This window comes from Escherichia sp. KTE172 (assembly GCF_000408845.1).
Classification (GTDB): Bacteria; Pseudomonadota; Gammaproteobacteria; order Enterobacterales; family Enterobacteriaceae; genus Escherichia; species Escherichia coli.
Genome location: NZ_KE137316.1, coordinates 1,577,650 through 1,597,205 on the forward strand (window position 1 = coordinate 1,577,650; position 19,556 = coordinate 1,597,205).

18 protein-coding genes are annotated in these 19,556 nt (G+C 50.0%); 11 read left to right on the forward strand and 7 right to left on the reverse strand.

What is annotated here, in order from left to right; genetic code table 11:
* Entirely contained in the window at positions 1 to 2,013 is a 2,013-nt protein-coding gene (hyfR, locus tag G434_RS16105) for a DNA-binding transcriptional regulator HyfR (protein WP_001251508.1), read from the forward strand.
* Positions 2,014 to 2,034: 21 nt separating this feature from the next.
* Positions 2,035 to 2,883, forward strand: a complete 849-nt coding sequence (gene focB / locus G434_RS16100; RefSeq protein WP_001244732.1) for a formate transporter FocB — start codon at positions 2,035 to 2,037, stop codon at positions 2,881 to 2,883.
* A 36-nt stretch (positions 2,884 to 2,919) separates the two neighbouring features.
* Here the strand turns inward: focB and G434_RS16095 are convergent, their stop codons facing one another.
* Positions 2,920 to 3,981 (reverse strand): AI-2E family transporter, encoded by a 1,062-nt coding sequence (locus G434_RS16095; RefSeq protein WP_000892044.1) that lies wholly within the window; start codon positions 3,979 to 3,981, stop codon positions 2,920 to 2,922.
* 212 nt (positions 3,982 to 4,193) lie between these two features.
* On the opposite strand from G434_RS16095, the gene bepA reads away from it, so the two are divergent.
* Both bepA and arsC read left to right on the forward strand, forming a co-directional pair.
* Entirely contained in the window at positions 4,194 to 5,657 is a 1,464-nt protein-coding gene (bepA, locus tag G434_RS16090; protein WP_000489667.1) for a beta-barrel assembly-enhancing protease, read from the forward strand.
* Between the two features lie 20 nt (positions 5,658 to 5,677).
* The gene (gene arsC / locus G434_RS16085) at positions 5,678 to 6,037 is read left to right on the forward strand and encodes an arsenate reductase (glutaredoxin) (RefSeq protein WP_000166449.1); all 360 of its coding nucleotides are present in this window, start codon (positions 5,678 to 5,680) and stop codon (positions 6,035 to 6,037) included.
* Positions 6,038 to 6,142: 105 nt separating this feature from the next.
* Here the strand turns inward: arsC and G434_RS16080 are convergent, their stop codons facing one another.
* The 3 genes from G434_RS16080 to upp form a co-directional block, all read right to left on the reverse strand.
* Positions 6,143 to 6,844, reverse strand: coding sequence for a DnaA inactivator Hda (locus G434_RS16080; protein WP_001307333.1), 702 nt, complete (start codon positions 6,842 to 6,844; stop codon positions 6,143 to 6,145).
* 94 nt (positions 6,845 to 6,938) lie between these two features.
* Entirely contained in the window at positions 6,939 to 8,228 is a 1,290-nt protein-coding gene (gene uraA, locus G434_RS16075; RefSeq protein ID WP_001309646.1) for a uracil permease, read from the reverse strand.
* 85 nt (positions 8,229 to 8,313) lie between these two features.
* On the reverse strand, positions 8,314 to 8,940 hold the full coding sequence (gene upp, locus G434_RS16070; protein ID WP_001295473.1) for a uracil phosphoribosyltransferase: 627 nt from the start codon (positions 8,938 to 8,940) through the stop codon (positions 8,314 to 8,316).
* A gap of 324 nt (positions 8,941 to 9,264) precedes the next feature.
* Between upp and purM the strand changes: the two genes are divergently transcribed.
* The 4 genes from purM to ppx all read left to right on the forward strand — a co-directional run bounded on the left by purM (position 9,265) and on the right by ppx (position 14,724).
* Complete coding sequence (gene purM, locus G434_RS16065) at positions 9,265 to 10,302, forward strand: phosphoribosylformylglycinamidine cyclo-ligase (protein ID WP_001295474.1); 1,038 nt, start codon at positions 9,265 to 9,267, stop codon at positions 10,300 to 10,302.
* On the forward strand, positions 10,302 to 10,940 hold the full coding sequence (gene purN / locus G434_RS16060) for a phosphoribosylglycinamide formyltransferase (RefSeq protein ID WP_001028614.1): 639 nt from the start codon (positions 10,302 to 10,304) through the stop codon (positions 10,938 to 10,940). The genes purM and purN overlap by 1 nt, the downstream gene beginning before the upstream one ends.
* A gap of 171 nt (positions 10,941 to 11,111) precedes the next feature.
* Positions 11,112 to 13,178 (forward strand): polyphosphate kinase 1, encoded by a 2,067-nt coding sequence (gene ppk1, locus G434_RS16055; protein WP_000529576.1) that lies wholly within the window; start codon positions 11,112 to 11,114, stop codon positions 13,176 to 13,178.
* 4 nt (positions 13,179 to 13,182) lie between these two features.
* Positions 13,183 to 14,724, forward strand: a complete 1,542-nt coding sequence (gene ppx, locus G434_RS16050) for an exopolyphosphatase (protein ID WP_001121363.1) — start codon at positions 13,183 to 13,185, stop codon at positions 14,722 to 14,724.
* Between the two features lie 38 nt (positions 14,725 to 14,762).
* Here the strand turns inward: ppx and pdeF are convergent, their stop codons facing one another.
* On the reverse strand, positions 14,763 to 17,006 hold the full coding sequence (gene pdeF / locus G434_RS16045) for a cyclic-guanylate-specific phosphodiesterase PdeF (RefSeq protein WP_000772738.1): 2,244 nt from the start codon (positions 17,004 to 17,006) through the stop codon (positions 14,763 to 14,765).
* Positions 17,007 to 17,187: 181 nt separating this feature from the next.
* Positions 17,188 to 17,340, reverse strand: a complete 153-nt coding sequence (locus G434_RS30305; RefSeq protein ID WP_000017552.1) for a hypothetical protein — start codon at positions 17,338 to 17,340, stop codon at positions 17,188 to 17,190.
* Between the two features lie 17 nt (positions 17,341 to 17,357).
* Here G434_RS30305 and G434_RS16035 point away from each other — a divergent pair, with 17 nt between their 5' ends.
* The 3 genes from G434_RS16035 (at position 17,358) to G434_RS16025 (ending at position 18,933) form a co-directional block, all read left to right on the forward strand.
* A complete protein-coding gene (locus G434_RS16035) occupies positions 17,358 to 17,549 on the forward strand; it encodes a YfgG family protein (RefSeq protein ID WP_000076001.1) in 192 nt (63 codons plus the stop codon).
* A gap of 310 nt (positions 17,550 to 17,859) precedes the next feature.
* Positions 17,860 to 18,378 (forward strand): outer membrane lipoprotein, encoded by a 519-nt coding sequence (locus tag G434_RS16030; RefSeq protein WP_012602838.1) that lies wholly within the window; start codon positions 17,860 to 17,862, stop codon positions 18,376 to 18,378.
* Positions 18,379 to 18,393: 15 nt separating this feature from the next.
* Positions 18,394 to 18,933 (forward strand): DUF5384 family protein, encoded by a 540-nt coding sequence (locus tag G434_RS16025; protein WP_000755164.1) that lies wholly within the window; start codon positions 18,394 to 18,396, stop codon positions 18,931 to 18,933.
* Positions 18,934 to 19,080: 147 nt separating this feature from the next.
* Here the strand turns inward: G434_RS16025 and tnpA are convergent, their stop codons facing one another.
* Positions 19,081 to 19,539, reverse strand: a complete 459-nt coding sequence (tnpA, locus tag G434_RS16020) for an IS200/IS605-like element IS200C family transposase (protein WP_000526135.1) — start codon at positions 19,537 to 19,539, stop codon at positions 19,081 to 19,083.
* Between the last annotated feature and the right edge of the window lie 17 nt (positions 19,540 to 19,556).

Consider the following 19,556-nt stretch of genomic DNA (forward strand, 5'->3'; position numbering starts at 1 on the left):
ATGGCTATGTCAGACGAGGCGATGTTTGCCCCGCCGCAAGGAATAACAATTGAAGCGGTAAACGGAATGCTCGCGGAGCGGTTAGCGCAGAAACACGGCAAGGCGTCTTTATTACGCGCCTTCATCCCGCTGCCGCCGCCGTTCAGCCCGGTACAACTTATTGAACTGCACGTTCTCAAAAGCAACTTCTATTACCGCTACCATGATGATGGCAGCGATGTGACGGCAACAGCAGAGTATCAGGGCGAGATGGTCGATTATTCGCGTCACGCCGTCCTTCTCGGCAGTAGTGGAATGGCGGAGCTACGCTTTATTCGCACCCACGGCAGTCGTTTTACTCCCCAGGATTGCACACTGTTTAACTGGCTGGCACACATAATCACTCCGGTTCTGCAATCATGGCTCAATGATGAAGAACAGCAGGTGGCGCTGCGTTTGCTGGAGAAAGATCGCGATCATCATCGGGTACTGGTGGATATCACTAATGCAGTGTTGTCACATCTTGATCTCGACGATCTGATCGCTGACGTCGCTCGTGAGATCCATCATTTTTTCGGTCTGGCTTCAGTCAGTATGGTACTGGGCGATCATCGAAAGAACGAGAAGTTCAGCCTGTGGTGCAGCGATCTTTCTGCCTCACATTGTGCGTGTCTGCCACGCTGTATGCCTGGCGAAAGTGTATTGCTGACACAAACGCTACAAACCCGACAACCGACCTTGACGCACCGTGCAGACGATCTGTTTCTCTGGCAACGCGACCCGTTATTACACTTACTTGCATCTAACGGCTGCGAATCTGCGCTCCTTATACCGCTCACCTTTGGCAACCATACACCGGGCACATTGTTGCTGGCGCATACCTCTTCCACTCTCTTTAGTGAGGAAAACTGCCAGCTACTACAACATATTGCCGATCGCATCGCTATTGCCGTTGGCAATGCCGATGCCTGGCGCAGCATGACCGATTTGCAGGAAAGCTTGCAGCAAGAAAACCACCAGCTTAGCGAGCAGCTCCTTTCGAATCTGGGCGTCGGTGACATTATCTATCAAAGCCAGGCAATGGAAGATTTGCTCCAGCAGGTAGATATTGTGGCGAAGAGCGACAGTACGGTGTTGATTTGTGGTGAAACCGGAACCGGCAAAGAGGTGATCGCCAGAGCGATCCATCAACTTAGCCCACGACGCGACAAGCCACTGGTCAAAATCAACTGCGCTGCCATCCCCGCCAGTCTTCTGGAAAGTGAGTTATTCGGTCATGACAAAGGGGCATTTACTGGTGCGATTAATACCCATCGTGGTCGTTTTGAAATTGCCGATGGCGGCACGTTGTTTCTCGATGAAATTGGCGATCTGCCGTTAGAACTTCAGCCTAAACTGCTGCGCGTATTGCAGGAACGGGAGATTGAGCGTCTCGGCGGGAGTAGAACGATCCCGGTAAATGTCAGAGTCATTGCCGCCACCAACCGTGATTTGTGGCAAATGGTTGAAGATCGCCAGTTTCGCAGCGATCTCTTTTATCGCCTGAATGTCTTCCCACTGGAATTGCCCCCGCTACGCGACCGTCCGGAAGATATCCCTCTTTTAGCAAAACATTTCACGCAAAAAATGGCGCGCCATATGAATCGCGCAATTGACGCCATCCCGACCGAGGCGCTACGCCAGTTGATGTCGTGGGACTGGCCGGGCAACGTGCGCGAGCTGGAAAACGTGATTGAGCGGGCGGTACTACTGACTCGCGGTAACAGTCTGAATTTACATCTTAATGTCCGACAAAGCCGTTTACTGCCGACGCTAAATGAAGATTCAGCGCTTCGCAGTTCAATGGCACAGTTGCTGCACCCGACGACGCCAGAGAATGACGAAGAAGAACGTCAGCGCATTGTTCAGGTATTGCGAGAAACCAATGGCATTGTTGCCGGGCCCCGTGGCGCGGCGACACGATTAGGGATGAAGCGCACCACGCTGCTGTCACGAATGCAGCGTCTGGGGATCTCGGTTCGCGAGGTGTTGTAATCTGCTTTTGCAGGAGTATTCATGAGAAACAAACTCTCTTTCGACTTGCAGTTGAGCGCCAGAAAAGCGGCAATCGCTGAACGGATTGCCGCCCATAAAATTGCCCGCAGCAAAGTGTCGGTCTTTTTAATGGCGATGTCCGCTGGCGTGTTTATGGCGATCGGATTTACTTTTTACCTTTCCGTTATCGCCGATGCCCCGTCTTCACAGGCATTAACCCATCTGGTGGGTGGCCTTTGCTTTACACTCGGCTTTATTTTGCTGGCGGTTTGCGGCACCAGCCTGTTCACCTCGTCGGTAATGACGGTGATGGCAAAAAGTCGGGGCGTTATTAGCTGGCGAACATGGCTGATTAATGCACTTCTGGTGGCCTGCGGTAATCTGGCAGGTATTGCCTGTTTCAGTTTGTTAATCTGGTTTTCCGGGCTGGTGATGAGTGAAAACGCGATGTGGGGAGTCGCGGTTTTACACTGCGCCGAGGGCAAAATGCATCATACATTTACTGAATCTGTCAGCCTCGGCATTATGTGCAATCTGATGGTTTGCCTGGCGCTGTGGATGAGTTATTGCGGGCGTTCATTATGCGACAAAATCGTCGCCATGATTTTGCCCATCACCCTGTTTGTCGCCAGTGGCTTTGAGCACTGTATCGCCAATTTGTTTGTGATTCCGTTCGCCATTGCCATTCGCCATTTCGCCCCTCCCCCCTTCTGGCAACTGGCGCACAGTAGCGCAGACAATTTTCCGGCACTGACGGTCAGCCATTTTATTACCGCCAATCTGCTCCCGGTGATGCTGGGTAATATTATCGGCGGTGCAGTGCTGGTGAGTATTTGTTATCGGGCTATTTATTTACGTCAGGAACCCTAAAAATCAGCCCGGCGAAACAGTTCGTCGGGCTGAAGATTATTCTTGCGCGATTTGCCCATCGGGCCAGGCGTGAATCACGGCTTTGATCAGCGTCGCCAATGGAATGGCGAAGAATACGCCCCAGAATCCCCACAAACCACCGAAGATCACTACTGATAAAATAATGACCAGCGGATGCAGGTTAACCGCTTCGGAGAACAACACAGGTACTAACAGGTTGCCGTCCAGCGCCTGAATAATCAGATACACCGCGAAGCAGCTCCAGAATTCCGTGCCAGCACCAAACTGGAATAGCGCCACGCCAACCACCGGAATGGTCACCACAAATGCACCAATGTACGGAATAAGTACCGAGAAGCCGACCAGCACCGCCAGCAGCAGCGAATAGTTCAGCCCGAAGAGTAAGAATCCCAGCCAGGTGGCAATCCCCACCACGATCATCTCCAGCACTTTGCCGCGGATATAGTTGGTGATTTGTTGATTCATCTCCTTCCACACCTGTCCTGCCAGTCCACGGTTACGTGGCAGCACCCGGCGAACGGCGTTCAGCATCTGCTCTTTGTCTTTCAGCAGGAAGAAGACCATCAATGGTACCAGCACCAGATAGACGGCAATGGTCAGCAAACCGACCAGCGAGGCGAGGGAAATTTTCACCACCGAATCGCCCATGGTCAGCATCCGACTGCGCATATTTTCGGCCATTGCATCAATAATGCCCGCGTCCATTAACGCCGGATAGCGGCGCGGCAACGTGGCGGCAAAGTCAGAAAGCTTATTGAGCATCCCCGGCATATCGCGGATTAAGTAGATGCCCTGTTGCCAGGCGATAGGCAGTACCACGAACGCCATCAGTAGCAATATACCGACGAAAACCACCAATACAATCGACGTCGCCCAGCGGCGGGAGCAGCCAATAGATTGCAGGCGCACGGTTGGCCATTCCAGCAAATAGGCCAGCACAATAGCCACCAGCAACGGAGCAAGCAGGCCACTAAAGAAAAAGATAATGCCAAATCCGGCAACTAAAATAACCAGCAAGGCAATCGCTTCCGGGTCGCTAAAACGGCGGCGATACCATTGCATCAACATTTCGAGCATAAAGACCTTCCCTGAACCTCAAGAGCGGGATTGCGATCCGCAATTGTATCGAAATGTCACAAAAAAGACTTCGCTTTTTATGACGGATTCAGGAAACTGAAAAGTCATTTGAGTGGGCTAATCTTCGCCGTTACACTCAAAGGCGGCGCGGTGGGAACGATATTTCACAGTATCGGTCAAATGACTATCTCCAGAAATACAGGATAGAGGTTATGTTCAGGCAGTTGAAAAAAAACCTGGTTGCAACCCTCATTGCTGCCATGACCATTGGTCAGGTAGCCCCGGCGTTTGCCGACAGCGCAGACACCTTGCCGGATATGGGAACCTCCGCAGGAAGCACGCTTTCCATTGGTCAGGAAATGCAGATGGGCGACTATTATGTCCGCCAGCTACGCGGCAGCGCGCCGTTAATTAATGACCCGCTGTTAACGCAATATATTAATTCGCTGGGGATGCGTCTGGTTTCGCATGCCAATTCGGTTAAGACACCGTTTCATTTTTTTCTGATCAACAACGACGAAATTAACGCCTTTGCTTTCTTTGGCGGCAACGTGGTGCTGCACTCTGCCCTGTTCCGTTATTCCGATAACGAAAGTCAACTGGCTTCAGTTATGGCGCACGAAATCTCCCACGTCACCCAACGTCACCTGGCGCGAGCGATGGAAGATCAACAACGCAGCGCGCCGCTGACCTGGGTCGGCGCGTTAGGTTCTATTTTACTGGCGATGGCCAGTCCGCAGGCGGGGATGGCGGCGCTGACCGGTACACTGGCGGGAACGCGCCAGGGGATGATCAGTTTCACCCAGCAAAATGAACAGGAAGCGGACCGCATTGGTATTCAGGTGCTGCAACGCTCGGGATTCGATCCGCAGGCGATGCCGACCTTCCTCGAAAAATTGCTCGATCAGGCGCGTTACTCCTCGCGTCCGCCGGAAATTTTATTGACTCACCCGTTGCCGGAAAGTCGTCTGGCAGATGCCCGCAACCGTGCTAATCAGATGCGTCCGATGGTGGTGCAGTCGTCGGAGGATTTCTATCTGGCGAAAGCGCGCACACTGGGGATGTATAATTCCGGACGTAATCAGCTCACCAGTGATTTGCTGGATGAATGGGCGAAAGGAAACGTTCGTCAGCAACGAGCAGCACAATATGGTCGTGCTTTACAGGCGATGGAAGCCAATAAATACGACGAGGCGCGTAAAACGCTGCAACCGTTACTGGCGGCAGAACCTGGCAACGCATGGTATCTCGATCTGGCTACCGATATCGATCTTGGGCAAAACAAAGCCAATGAGGCAATCAATCGCCTGAAAAATGCCCGTGATTTGCGCACCAATCCGGTGTTGCAGCTCAACCTGGCGAACGCTTATCTGCAAGGCGGTCAACCACAAGAAGCGGCCAATATTCTGAATCGCTACACTTTTAACAATAAAGATGACAGCAATGGCTGGGATTTACTGGCACAGGCGGAGGCGGCGCTAAATAACCGCGATCAGGAACTGGCTGCGCGAGCAGAAGGTTATGCGCTCGCCGGGCGACTCGATCAGGCCATTTCCTTGTTGAGTAGCGCCAGTTCGCAGGTGAAATTAGGCAGCCTGCAACAAGCGCGTTACGATGCGCGCATCGACCAATTGCGCCAGCTGCAGGAACGCTTTAAGCCTTATACCAAGATGTAATTCGCATTAAAGGAAGAACAATGACCAAACAGGTAAAAATCTACCATAACCCACGCTGTTCAAAGAGCCGGGAAACGCTGAACCTGCTGAAAGAAAACGGCGTGGAGCCAGAAGTGGTGCTCTACCTTGAGACACCCGCCGATGCGGCAACGCTGCGCGATTTGCTGAAAATGCTGGGGATGAATAGCGCCCGTGAATTGATGCGCCAGAAAGAGGATCTTTATAAAGAACTGAACCTGGCTGACAGTTCACTTAGCGAAGAGGCGCTGATTCAGGCAATGGTGGATAATCCGAAGCTAATGGAGCGCCCGATTGTGGTCGCGAATGGCAAAGCGCGAATTGGTCGTCCACCGGAGCAGGTGCTGGAAATCGTGGGTTAAGAAGTGCTCCATCGCTAGTTGAAGCACATTGCCGGATGCGACGCTTGCCGCGTCTTATCCGGCCGACGAATACTATGGGTGCATTTCCGACAATAAACGTCTTGTCTACAGTTTCAGAATTTCTTTCACAAACGGAATGGTCAGCTTACGTTGCGCGGTAATCGACGCACGATCCAACTGATCCAACGTCATAAATAACGTGCGCATTTCTCTGTCGAGCCGCTTCAGCAAGAAACGCCCCACATCTTCCGGCAGTTCAAAACCACGCAAACGCGCGCGTAACTGTAGCGCCTGCAACTTATCTTCATCAGAAAGTGGCTGCAATTTGTAGATCTGCCCCCAGTCGAGACGCGACGCGAGATCCGGTAATCCAAGATTCAACTGCCGCGGTGGACGATCGCCGGTGATTAACAACCGTGTTTTGCCCGATTCCAGAATTCGATTGTAGAGATCGAAAATCGCCATCTCCCACAACTCATCGCCTGCAATACACTCAATGTTGTCGATACAGACCAGCGACAAATGCTCCATACCGTCGAGCACTTCCGGAACAAACCAGGTGCGTTTATCCAGCGGGACATAGCCCACCGCATCGCCACGCTGCGACAATTCCGCGCAAGCCGCGTGCAGCAGATGGCTGCGCCCCGCGCCTTCGCGTGCCCAGAGATAGATGTAACCGCTATGTTCCTGACGCAGCACGTTTTGCAGCGCGGCCAGTAAAGAGGAGTTATCCCCCGGCCAGAAACTTGCAAAGGTTTCGTCGTCAGGAAGATAAAGTGGCAAAGAGAGCTGTGCCGGTGTGTTCAGAGATACCTCAACCAGGATTTCACAAAATCGCGAGAAGTTTACCACAGAATCCCATGATGTTTGAACCGGGCAGCAACACTGCCCGGTCGGTACATTATTTGTCTGTTATATCCGCGTCTTCTGCGTCCAGCACCACTTCTTCAGGGCGCAGCACACTAATCATTTTGAAGATCAAACTTAAGCCGATACCGACGATGGTCGCCAGCGCCATACCTTTCAGCTCCGCCGCGCCGATGTTTACCTTCGCGCCACTGACACCGATGATCAAAATCACGGAAGTCAGGATCAGGTTCTGTGCTTTGTTGTAATCCACTTTCGATTCGATCAAAACACGAATACCGGAAGCACCGATGACACCATAAAGCAGCAGCGAAACGCCGCCCATCACCGGCAATGGGATCATCTGGATAGCAGCAGCCAGTTTACCGACGCAGGAAAGCAGGATAGCGAAAATCGCCGCCCCGCCGATAACCCAGGTACTGTAAACACGGGTGATCGCCATCACGCCAATGTTTTCCCCGTAGGTGGTGTTTGGCGTGGAGCCAAAGAAGCCGGAGATCACGGTCGACAAGCCGTTAGCAAACATCGAACGGTGCAGACCTGGATCGCGCAGCAGATCTTTTTTGACGATATTAGCCGTTACCACCAGGTGCCCTACGTGTTCGGCAATAACCACTAACGCCGCTGGCAGAATAGTCAGAATGGCAAACCACTCGAAGCGCGGCGTATAGAGGGTTGGCAGCGCAAACCAGTGAGCATTAATAATCGGCGTGGTATCGACAATTCCCATTGCGAAAGAGAGCGCGTAACCCACCAGCACGCCAATTAAAATCGGGATAATTGCCAGGAAACCACGAAACAGCACGGAACCTAAAACCGTGACTGCCAGGGTGGTAATGGAGATGATGATGGTTTTGGAGTCTGGCGTTTGCCCTTCAGCCGGGAGTAAACCTGCCATACCGGCAGCTACGCCCGCCAGCTCCAGACCGATGACGGCAACGATTGCGCCCATTGCCGCAGGTGGAAACAGCACGTCCAGCCAGCCGGTCCCCGCTTTCTTCACGATAAAAGAAACCAGGCAGAACAGCACGCCGCACATAATAAAGCCGCCCAGCGCGACTTCATACCCTAACGGCAACAGTAACAATACCGGTGAAATAAAGGCAAAGCTGGAACCAAGATAAGCCGGGATTTTCCCTTTACAGATGAAGAGATACAGCAGCGTTCCTATACCGTTAAATAACAGTACAGTCGCCGGGTTAATATGAAATAAGACGGGCACCAGGACGGTTGCACCAAACATGGCGAACAAATGTTGCAAACTAAGCGGGATTGTCTGTAAAAGTGGCGGTCTTTCACTCACCCCGATAGCACGGCGCGTCATAGTATTATCCTCTGTATTATGTGTTATAGGCGCTTTACTCAAAAAAAAGCCGACTCTTAAAGTCGGCTTTAATTATTTTTATTCTTTATTTCGTACCAAAGATTTTGTCACCGGCATCGCCGAGGCCCGGAATAATGTATCCGTGCTCGTTCAGTCCCTGGTCAATTGATGCAGTATACAGTTCGACGTCCGGGTGCGCTTTTTCCAGCGCTGCGATACCTTCTGGTGCAGCTACCAGCACCAGAACTTTGATGCTGCTGCAGCCCGCTTTTTTCAGCAGGTCGATGGTCGCGATAACGGAACCACCGGTTGCCAGCATTGGGTCAACGATCAGCGCCATACGCTCATCGATGTTAGAAACCAGTTTCTGGAAGTACGGTACCGGCTCCAGCGTTTCTTCATTACGGTACATACCGACGACGCTGATGCGCGCGCTCGGAACGTTTTCCAGCACACCGTCCATCATCCCCAGACCCGCACGCAGAATTGGCACAACGGTAATTTTCTTACCTTTGATCTGGTCGATTTCTACCGGGCCGTTCCAGCCTTCGATAGTTACTTTTTCCGTTTCGAGGTCGGCGGTCGCTTCGTAAGTCAGCAGGCTACCCACTTCGGAAGCGAGTTCGCGAAAGCGCTTGGTGCTGATATCTTGCTCACGCATCAGTCCCAGCTTGTGTTTGACGAGTGGGTGTTTGACTTCCACGATCTTCATACTCTTTCTCCTTTGAGGGGCAGCCACAAAAAAAATCGACGGATTATACCTCCTTTCTTCAAGCCGGCAATATTATTTTCGTTGACTTTAGTCAAAATGATAACGGTTTGAGATAAAGTTATTTTGTATTCAAATGGTTATGGAAGAAGATTATTCCATCCGAAAACGATCCTTTGCCCTGGTACAAGTATTCTTTCGCCGCGCGCCTGGGGAAAAGACGTGCAAAAAGGTTGTGTAAAGCAGTCTCGCAAACGTTTGCTTTCCCTGTTAGAATTGCGCCGAATTTTATTTTTCTACCGCAAGTAACGCGTGGGGACCCAAGCAGTGACCGATAAAACCTCTCTTAGCTACAAAGATGCCGGTGTTGATATTGACGCGGGTAATGCTCTGGTTGGAAGAATCAAAGGCGTAGTGAAGAAAACGCGTCGTCCGGAAGTGATGGGCGGTCTGGGCGGCTTCGGTGCGCTGTGTGCATTGCCGCAAAAATATCGTGAACCCGTGCTGGTTTCCGGCACTGACGGCGTAGGTACCAAGCTGCGTCTGGCGATGGACTTAAAACGTCACGACACCATTGGTATTGATCTGGTCGCCATGTGCGTTAATGACCTGGTGGTGCAAGGTGCGGAACCGCTGTTTTTCCTCGACTATTACGCAACCGGAAAACTGGATGTTGATACCGCGTCAGCGGTGATCAGCGGCATTGCGGAAGGTTGTCTGCAATCGGGCTGTTCACTGGTGGGTGGCGAAACGGCAGAAATGCCGGGGATGTATCACGGTGAAGATTACGATGTCGCTGGTTTCTGCGTTGGCGTGGTAGAAAAATCAGAAATCATCGACGGCTCTAAAGTCAGCGATGGCGATGTGCTGATTGCACTCGGCTCCAGCGGTCCGCACTCGAACGGCTATTCGCTGGTGCGCAAAATTCTTGAAGTCAGCGGTTGTGATCCGCAAACCACCGAACTTGATGGTAAGCCATTAGCCGATCATCTGCTGGCACCAACCCGCATTTACGTGAAGTCCGTGCTGGAGTTGATTGAAAAGGTCGATGTGCATGCTATTGCGCACCTGACCGGCGGCGGCTTCTGGGAAAACATTCCGCGCGTATTGCCAGATAATACTCAGGCAGTGATTGATGAATCATCCTGGCAGTGGCCGGAAGTGTTCAACTGGCTGCAAACGGCAGGTAACGTTGAGCGCCATGAAATGTATCGCACCTTCAACTGCGGCGTCGGGATGATTATTGCCCTGCCTGCTCCGGAAGTGGACAAAGCCCTCGCCCTGCTCAATGCCAACGGTGAAAACGCGTGGAAAATCGGTATCATCAAAGCCTCTGATTCCGAACAACGCGTGGTTATCGAATAATGAATATTGTGGTGCTTATTTCCGGCAACGGAAGTAATTTGCAGGCAATTATTGACGCCTGCAAAACCAATAAAATTAAAGGCACCGTACGGGCAGTTTTCAGCAATAAGGCCGACGCGTTCGGCCTTGAACGCGCCCGCCAGGCGGGTATTGCAACGCATACGCTCATCGCCAGCGCGTTTGACAGTCGTGAAGCCTATGACCGGGAGTTGATTCATGAAATCGACATGTACGCACCCGATGTGGTCGTGCTGGCTGGTTTTATGCGCATTCTCAGCCCGGCGTTTGTCTCCCACTATGCCGGGCGTTTGCTGAACATTCACCCTTCTCTGCTGCCGAAATATCCCGGATTACACACCCATCGTCAGGCGCTGGAAAATGGCGATGAAGAGCACGGTACATCGGTGCATTTCGTCACCGATGAACTGGACGGTGGCCCGGTTATTTTACAGGCGAAAGTCCCGGTATTTGCTGGTGATACGGAAGATGATATCACCGCCCGCGTGCAAACCCAGGAACACGCTATTTATCCACTGGTGATTAGCTGGTTTGCCGATGGTCGTCTGAAAATGCACGAAAACGCCGCGTGGCTGGATGGTCAACGTCTGCCGCCGCAGGGCTACGCTGCCGACGAGTAATGCCCCCGTAGTTAAAGCGCCAGCTCTGCCGCTGGCGTTTTTCAATTCACCTGTAAATCGCAAGCTCCAGCAGTTTTTTTCCCCCTTTTCTGGCATAGTTGGACATCTGCCAATATTGCTCGCCATAATATCCAGGCAGTGTCCCGTGAATAAAACGGAGTAAAAGTGGTAATGGGTCAGGAAAAGCTATACATCGAAAAAGAGCTCAGTTGGTTATCGTTCAATGAACGCGTGCTTCAGGAAGCGGCGGACAAATCTAACCCGCTGATTGAAAGGATGCGTTTCCTGGGGATCTATTCCAATAACCTTGATGAGTTCTATAAAGTCCGCTTCGCTGAACTGAAGCGACGCATCATTATTAGCGAAGAACAAGGTTCCAACTCTCATTCCCGCCATTTACTGGGCAAAATTCAGTCCCGGGTGCTGAAAGCCGATCAGGAATTCGACGGCCTCTACAACGAGCTGTTGCTGGAGATGGCGCGCAACCAGATCTTCCTGATTAATGAACGCCAACTCTCCGTCAATCAACAAAACTGGCTGCGTCATTATTTTAAGCAGTATCTGCGTCAGCACATTACGCCGATTTTAATCAATCCTGACACAGACTTAGTGCAGTTCCTGAAAGATGATTACACCTATCTTGCGGTGGAAATTATCCGTGGCGATACCATCCGTTACGCGCTGCTGGAGATCCCATCAGATAAAGTGCCACGCTTTGTGAATTTACCGCCAGAAGCGCCGCGTCGACGCAAGCCGATGATTCTTCTGGATAACATTCTGCGTTATTGCCTTGATGATATTTTCAAAGGCTTCTTTGATTATGACGCGCTGAATGCCTATTCAATGAAGATGACCCGCGATGCCGAATACGATTTAGTGCATGAGATGGAAGCCAGCCTGATGGAGTTGATGTCTTCCAGTCTCAAGCAGCGTTTAACTGCTGAGCCGGTGCGTTTTGTTTATCAGCGCGATATGCCCAATGCGCTGGTTGAAGTGTTACGCGAAAAACTGACTATTTCCCGCTACGACTCCATCGTCCCTGGTGGTCGTTATCATAATTTTAAAGACTTTATTAATTTCCCCAATGTCGGCAAAGCCAATCTGGTGAACAAACCACTGCCGCGTTTACGCCATATTTGGTTTGATAAAGCCCAGTTCCGCAATGGTTTTGATGCCATTCGCGAACGCGATGTGTTGCTCTATTATCCTTATCACACCTTTGAGCATGTGCTGGAACTGCTGCGTCAGGCTTCGTTCGACCCGAGCGTACTGGCGATTAAAATTAACATTTACCGCGTGGCGAAAGATTCACGCATCATCGACTCGATGATCCACGCCGCACACAACGGTAAGAAAGTCACCGTGGTGGTTGAGTTACAGGCGCGTTTTGACGAAGAAGCCAACATTCACTGGGCGAAGCGCCTGACCGAAGCAGGCGTGCACGTTATCTTCTCTGCGCCGGGGCTGAAAATTCACGCCAAACTGTTCCTGATTTCACGTAAAGAAAACGGTGAAGTGGTGCGTTACGCACACATCGGGACCGGAAATTTTAACGAAAAAACCGCGCGTCTTTATACTGATTATTCGTTGCTGACCGCTGATGCGCGCATCACCAACGAAGTACGGCGGGTGTTCAACTTTATTGAAAACCCATACCGTCCGGTGACATTTGATTATTTAATGGTGTCGCCGCAAAACTCCCGCCGCCTGTTGTATGAAATGGTGGACCGCGAAATCGCCAACGCGCAGCAAGGGCTGCCCAGCGGTATCACCCTGAAGCTAAATAACCTTGTCGATAAAGGCCTGGTTGATCGTCTGTATGCGGCCTCCAGCTCCGGCGTACCGGTTAATCTGCTGGTTCGCGGCATGTGTTCGCTGATCCCCAATCTGGAAGGCATTAGCGACAACATTCGTGCCATCAGTATTGTTGACCGTTACCTTGAACATGACCGGGTTTATATTTTTGAAAATGGCGGCGATAAAAAGGTCTACCTTTCTTCCGCCGACTGGATGACGCGCAATATTGATTATCGTATTGAAGTGGCGACACCGCTGCTCGATCCGCGCCTGAAGCAGCGGGTGCTGGACATCATCGACATATTGTTCAGCGATACGGTCAAAGCACGTTATATCGATAAAGAACTCAGTAATCGCTACGTTCCCCGCGGCAATCGCCGCAAAGTACGGGCGCAGTTGGCGATTTACGACTACATCAAATCACTCGAACAACCTGAATAACCCTATGCCAATACACGATAAATCCCCTCGTCCGCAGGAGTTTGCTGCGGTCGATCTTGGTTCAAACAGTTTTCACATGGTCATAGCCCGTGTGGTAGATGGTGCCATGCAGATTATTGGCCGCCTGAAACAGCGGGTGCATCTGGCGGACGGCCTGGGGCCAGATAATATGTTGAGTGAAGAGGCAATGACGCGCGGTTTGAACTGTCTGTCGCTGTTTGCCGAACGGCTACAAGGTTTTTCTCCTGCCAGCGTCTGTATAGTCGGCACCCATACGCTGCGTCAGGCGCTGAACGCCACTGACTTTCTGAAACGCGCGGAAAAGGTCATTCCCTACCCGATTGAAATTATTTCCGGTAATGAAGAAGCCCGTCTGATTTTTATGGGCGTGGAACATACCCAACCGGAGAAAGGTCGCAAACTGGTTATTGATATTGGCGGCGGTTCTACAGAACTGGTGATTGGGGAAAATTTCGAACCGATTCTCGTTGAAAGCCGCCGGATGGGTTGTGTCAGCTTTGCCCAGCTTTACTTCCCTGGCGGGGTCATCAATAAAGAGAATTTTCAGCGCGCTCGTATGGCGGCAGCACAAAAACTGGAAACTTTAACCTGGCAATTCCGTATTCAGGGCTGGAACGTGGCAATGGGCGCTTCCGGTACCATAAAAGCCGCCCATGAAGTGTTAATGGAAATGGGCGAGAAAGACGGGATAATTACCCCGGAACGTCTGGAAAAACTGGTAAAAGAAGTTTTACGTCACCGTAATTTCGCATCGCTGAGTTTACCGGGTCTTTCTGAAGAGCGGAAAACAGTCTTCGTTCCTGGACTGGCGATTTTATGCGGTGTGTTTGATGCTTTAGCCATCCGTGAACTGCGCCTTTCTGACGGGGCGTTACGCGAAGGCGTACTGTATGAAATGGAAGGACGTTTCCGTCATCAGGATGTGCGTAGTCGCACCGCCAGCAGCCTCGCCAACCAGTATCACATCGACAGCGAACAGGCCCGACGGGTGCTGGATACCACTATGCAAATGTACGAACAGTGGCGGGAACAGCAACCGAAGCTGGCGCATCCGCAACTGGAGGCGCTACTGCGATGGGCCGCCATGCTGCATGAGGTCGGGTTGAATATCAACCACAGCGGTTTGCATCGCCACTCCGCTTATATTCTGCAAAACAGCGACTTGCCGGGTTTTAATCAGGAACAGCAGTTGATGATGGCGACGCTGGTGCGCTATCACCGTAAAGCGATTAAGCTCGACGATCTGCCGCGCTTTACCTTGTTTAAGAAGAAACAGTTCCTGCCACTGATTCAGCTATTGCGCCTTGGCGTATTACTCAATAATCAACGTCAGGCAACCACCACACCGCCAACATTGACGCTGATTACCGATGACAGTCACTGGACACTGCGTTTTCCGCATGACTGGTTTAGTCAGAATGCGCTGGTACTGCTTGATCTGGAAAAGGAGCAAGAATACTGGGAAGGCGTGGCTGGCTGGCGGTTGAAAATTGAAGAAGAAAGTACACCAGAAATCGCCGCTTAATGCTTTGCAGGCCGACAAGAAATGTCGGCCTGCATTATTCAGGCACTTTCGCGAATGGGTTCGATTTCATTCAGCGTATCAATTAACGGTTGCGGCTTACCAATAAGATAACCCTGCATATAATCGATCCCCAAAGAGAGCACCGCCTCGCGGATCTCTTCGTTTTCAACGTACTCTGCCACTACCCGCATTTTCTTCATTCGCGCCAGGTGGCAAATCGACGCCACTATCTGATAATCCAGACTATTTGACACAATATTGCGGATAAAACTGCCGTCAATTTTAAGCAAATCGGCATTCACATTTTTAAGCCGCGCATAGCTGGCGTAGCCGGTGCCGAAATCATCAATCGCAATCTGGCAGCCTAATTCCTGAAGATGCTGCAAGGTGATTTGCGCCTGCTTAACATTGGTCAGAGCATTACTTTCGGTGACTTCAAAAATAAGTTGCCACGCTTCAATTTGATATTTAGCCAGCAGCTGACTGACTTCAACGGGAAAACGAGCCTGACATACCGAGGTTGGCGACAGATTAATCGCAAAACGGTGAGCGGGCATCTTCGCTCTGTTTTCAGCCATAAATTGCAGCGTATGCTCAATGACCCACATGTCGATACTCGACGATAAACCAAATTCGTGCGCGACCGGCAAGAAGCTGTCGGGGCTGATCAGTTCATCATTCTCACCTTTCATGCGCAGAAGAATTTCATGGTAGACATCGCCACGCATACCGGTAATCAGCTGGGCCATCAGGAAAAAATGGTTGTGTTCCAGCGCCTGCTGTAGCCGATTCATCATCGCGACTTTATCTTTCAATTCGCGTTGCAAATACATTGCCCCGCGACGCTGCATATTTTCCGGGGCGTTGGTCACGATGGAAAGCTCGGCGACCGTATTTAGCTCTCCCAGCAGCAGGTAGATATGATTCACTGGCGAGCGCACATAGCAGTAACTGACGCCAATCTGCGGTTGCATCGGCATTCCATCCCAAAAGAAACGAAATTGCTTGAGATGGCTATCCAGTTCGGTAATGCGCTCCTGGTGCGATTCTGTATTCAGTCGCAGCGCGAGATCGTTACCCGAAAGCTGATAAACATCCTCACCCGGTTCCAGCAAGGGTGACAGCCAGTGAGAAAGTTTTTGCTTGTATTGAATCCGCAGCATGATGCCATAGTTCTTAACCAGCATTTCCATGCCAGGGATGCGTAAATAACAAAGCGCAGACCAGGGGGCATCACGCAACGCGCGATTCAGGGCGCGAACATTTGGCAGATGAACCACCGGGTCCACATACGCAAGCCGCTGAATGCGTCTGACTACCGCTCTCTGACGGGTTGCCAGTACAGCCATATAATTGACAATAAAAGAGAATACCAGATAACTGGAGGAGGTTATGGTCAGCTGCGTGGTATAGCCAGGATAAATGGGAATGTAATTTTGATAGCTGTGGATGCTGATCATCAACACGACCGCCCAGAGCAGCGAAATCAGCTTATAACCATAGCGCATCGCTCCCCACATCATCAGGGGCAGCAATAATGACAAGGTATAGTTGGTGCTAAAAATTGTGCTTTTTTCATTTAACGGCATGCATAACAGCAGCAGTAAAGCACCTAATGCCAGTAGCCAGAGTGCGAACTCTTTTTTGGTGACTTTGACATCAACCTGCTGTTTTAATTGCGAATAATAACTACGTAAATAAAACGGATTTCGCACTACACGAATGATGAAGTAGCACAGCGGGACACCAATCAGATTGCCCACCAGTAAGGCCTGATAATTGATTAAGGTCCCGAGGTTAAAAGGCATGACGCCGACCAGATTTTCTCTGCTCGCCAGTAATCCTACAAACGCAGCAAACTGGAAAAGTATCAGAAACAGCGTTGCAGGAAACACAATCTGCCAGAATATACGCTGGGAAATTAAACGTGTATCACCATGTGAAACGTTGTTACGCCGGGGAGTAAAGACCCTGTAACCGCCCCAACAGAGAATGATAATGATAATAAAATTAGCCGTTAATGAGAGCGTTTCGTAAAAACCCAGCTCTGCATATTTGCGGACAAAAATCCCTAAGGCGATCCCTGGCAATGCCGCCCAGCTGAAAAACATCATCATGCTGATCATCAGAGCCAGAGGCAGATAAAAGAGAAAAACCTCACCGGAAGAAATATGCGCGAAAGTATTAATGTGGGCGAAAATGGGCAAGATTAAAGAAGGCAGGAACAGCGGAAGCCCCCACCATTTATCACGTATTTTTATATAAGTTGCATTCAGTTTCATAGATGCTCAGCAGAATCCCCCACATCCTGAAGGAGGTGTATTCAGACAGGCATCCCACCTGACTTCGAATGATGATTATTCATCACTATAGAGAGCATTGATTCTAAGTGTCATATGAAAGTTCCAATTGATATATATCAAACAAAATAACCCTGATTAATGAATTATTACGTTTATCATGTTAATTCATCATTATTACATCATCATTGTAAATAATTAAATTAACTTCCATAACATTAAAATATGTATCCACTGACGCTTTTTTACATAACGAAGAATTGACCATTTTGTCCTGTTGTGCCTTAATGTAAGTACCGTCCACAGCGTGGGACATACTTCAAGGAACCTTTTGTGAGTCAGGCAACCAGTATGCGAAAACGACACCGATTTAACAGTCGCATGACCCGTATCGTACTGCTCATCAGCTTTATCTTCTTCTTTGGCCGTTTTATCTACTCGTCCGTCGGTGCATGGCAGCACCATCAGAGCAAAAAAGAAGCTCAGCAATCCACACTCTCCGTCGAATCACCGGTACAACGTTAGCGGTTACCTTCTCCACTTTCACAGAACATAACGGCACCTCGCTGTCGGATGCTTTTGCTCTTTGGGATTATCAAAGCGGCAGATATTCTTTCATCTTAAATTTTACGTCTTTGTCCTGACTGATGTTTTTCCTGTTTGGCTGCGAAATAAATATAAAATTAATACATATATTTTAATGATGTATTTTTATAAATTATTTCCCACATGAATTTTAATAAATTTAATCTATTCCTTTATACGCAATACATTTACTTTCCTCTTTTGATGATCTTAAATGTCTTATTTTTCGTAATGTGTATAACAAGGAATAGTGATGAAATTTAAAAAATGTCTTCTGCCTGTGGCAACGTTAGCGTCATTCACTCTGGCAGGATGCCAGTCAAATGCTGATGATCATGCCGCCGATGTTTATCAAACCGATCAACTGAATACCAAACAAGAAACTAAAACCGTTAATATTATTTCCATTCTTCCCGCAAAAGTTGCCGTAGACAACTCCCAAAATAAACGAAACGCACAAGCCTTCGGCGCGCTTATTGGTGCAGTCGCTGGCGGTGTTATTGGCCACAACGTCGGGTCTGGCAGCAATTCCGGAACGACGGCAGGTGCAGTTGGCGGCGGAGCTGTTGGCGCGGCAGCGGGTTCTATGGTGAATGATAAAACCTTAGTGGAAGGTGTTTCTTTAACGTATAAGGAAGGCACCAAAGTGTATACCTCCACCCAGGTGGGTAAAGAGTGCCAGTTTACGACAGGTTTAGCCGTTGTTATTACCACGACGTATAACGAAACGCGTATTCAGCCAAATACGAAATGTCCTGAAAAGAGCTAATGATCAGGAGGAGTCATGAAGAAAGTTTTTCTTTGCGCCATCTTAGCCTCCTTAAGCTATCCGGCTATCGCCTCATCATTGCAGGATCAACTCTCTGCTGTCGCAGAAGCGGAACAGCAAGGTAAAAATGAAGAGCAAAGGCAGCATGACGAATGGATCGCGGAGCGCAACAGGGAAATCCAGCAAGAGAAGCAACGTCGCGCAAACGCCCAGGCCGCCGCTAACAAAAGAGCGGCAACGGCAGCGGCAAATAAGAAAGCTCGTCAGGATAAACTGGATGCCGAAGCCACTGCGGACAAAAAACGCGATCAAAGTTATGAAGATGAGCTACGCAGCTTAGAGATTCAGAAACAAAAACTGGCGCTGGCGAAAGAAGAAGCCCGCGTTAAGCGCGAAAACGAATTTATCGATCAGGAACTGAAGCACAAAGCTGCGCAAACCGATGTGGTGCAATCTGAAGCTGACGCAAACAGGAATATGACTGAGGGCGGTCGCGATCTGATGAAAAGCGTGGGCAAAGCAGAAGAGAACAAATCGGACAGCTGGTTTAACTAAGCGATGTCAGTAACTTCAAGCCTATGATTCGTGAGTATAATAAATATCCTCCGGCATAGCCGGAGGTTTTTCAAATGCGCCTATAAGGCTCTCTTACCAGCCGCGCCCTAACAGGCGCACACGATCTGACATTTGCATCCAACTTCGTTACTTACGGCCCGTAAACGGGCTGCCCGGATAGGGAATCGATAACTGCTCTCCCATTTTATCCTCTTCAAGCTGGTGCTTTATGTAATCCTGTATCTTCGCCGTGTTCTTACCCACTGTATCGACGTAGTACCCTCTGCACCAGAACTCCCTGTTCCTGTATTTGAATTTCAAATCACCAAACTGCTCGTAAAGCATCAGACTGCTTTTCCCTTTCAGATATCCCATAAACCCGGATACGCTCATTTTAGGCGGGATCTCCACAAGCATATGGATATGATCTGCACAGCATTCAGCTTCCAGAATCCGTACGCTTTTCCACTCACACAGCTTTCTCAAAATACTGCCTATTGCTCTACGCTTCTCTCTGTAGAACACCTGTCTTCGGTATTTTGGCGCAAAAACTATGTGATATTTACAGTTCCATCGGGTGTGCGCTAAGCTCTTTTCGTTCCCCATTGGGACCCCCTTTTGAT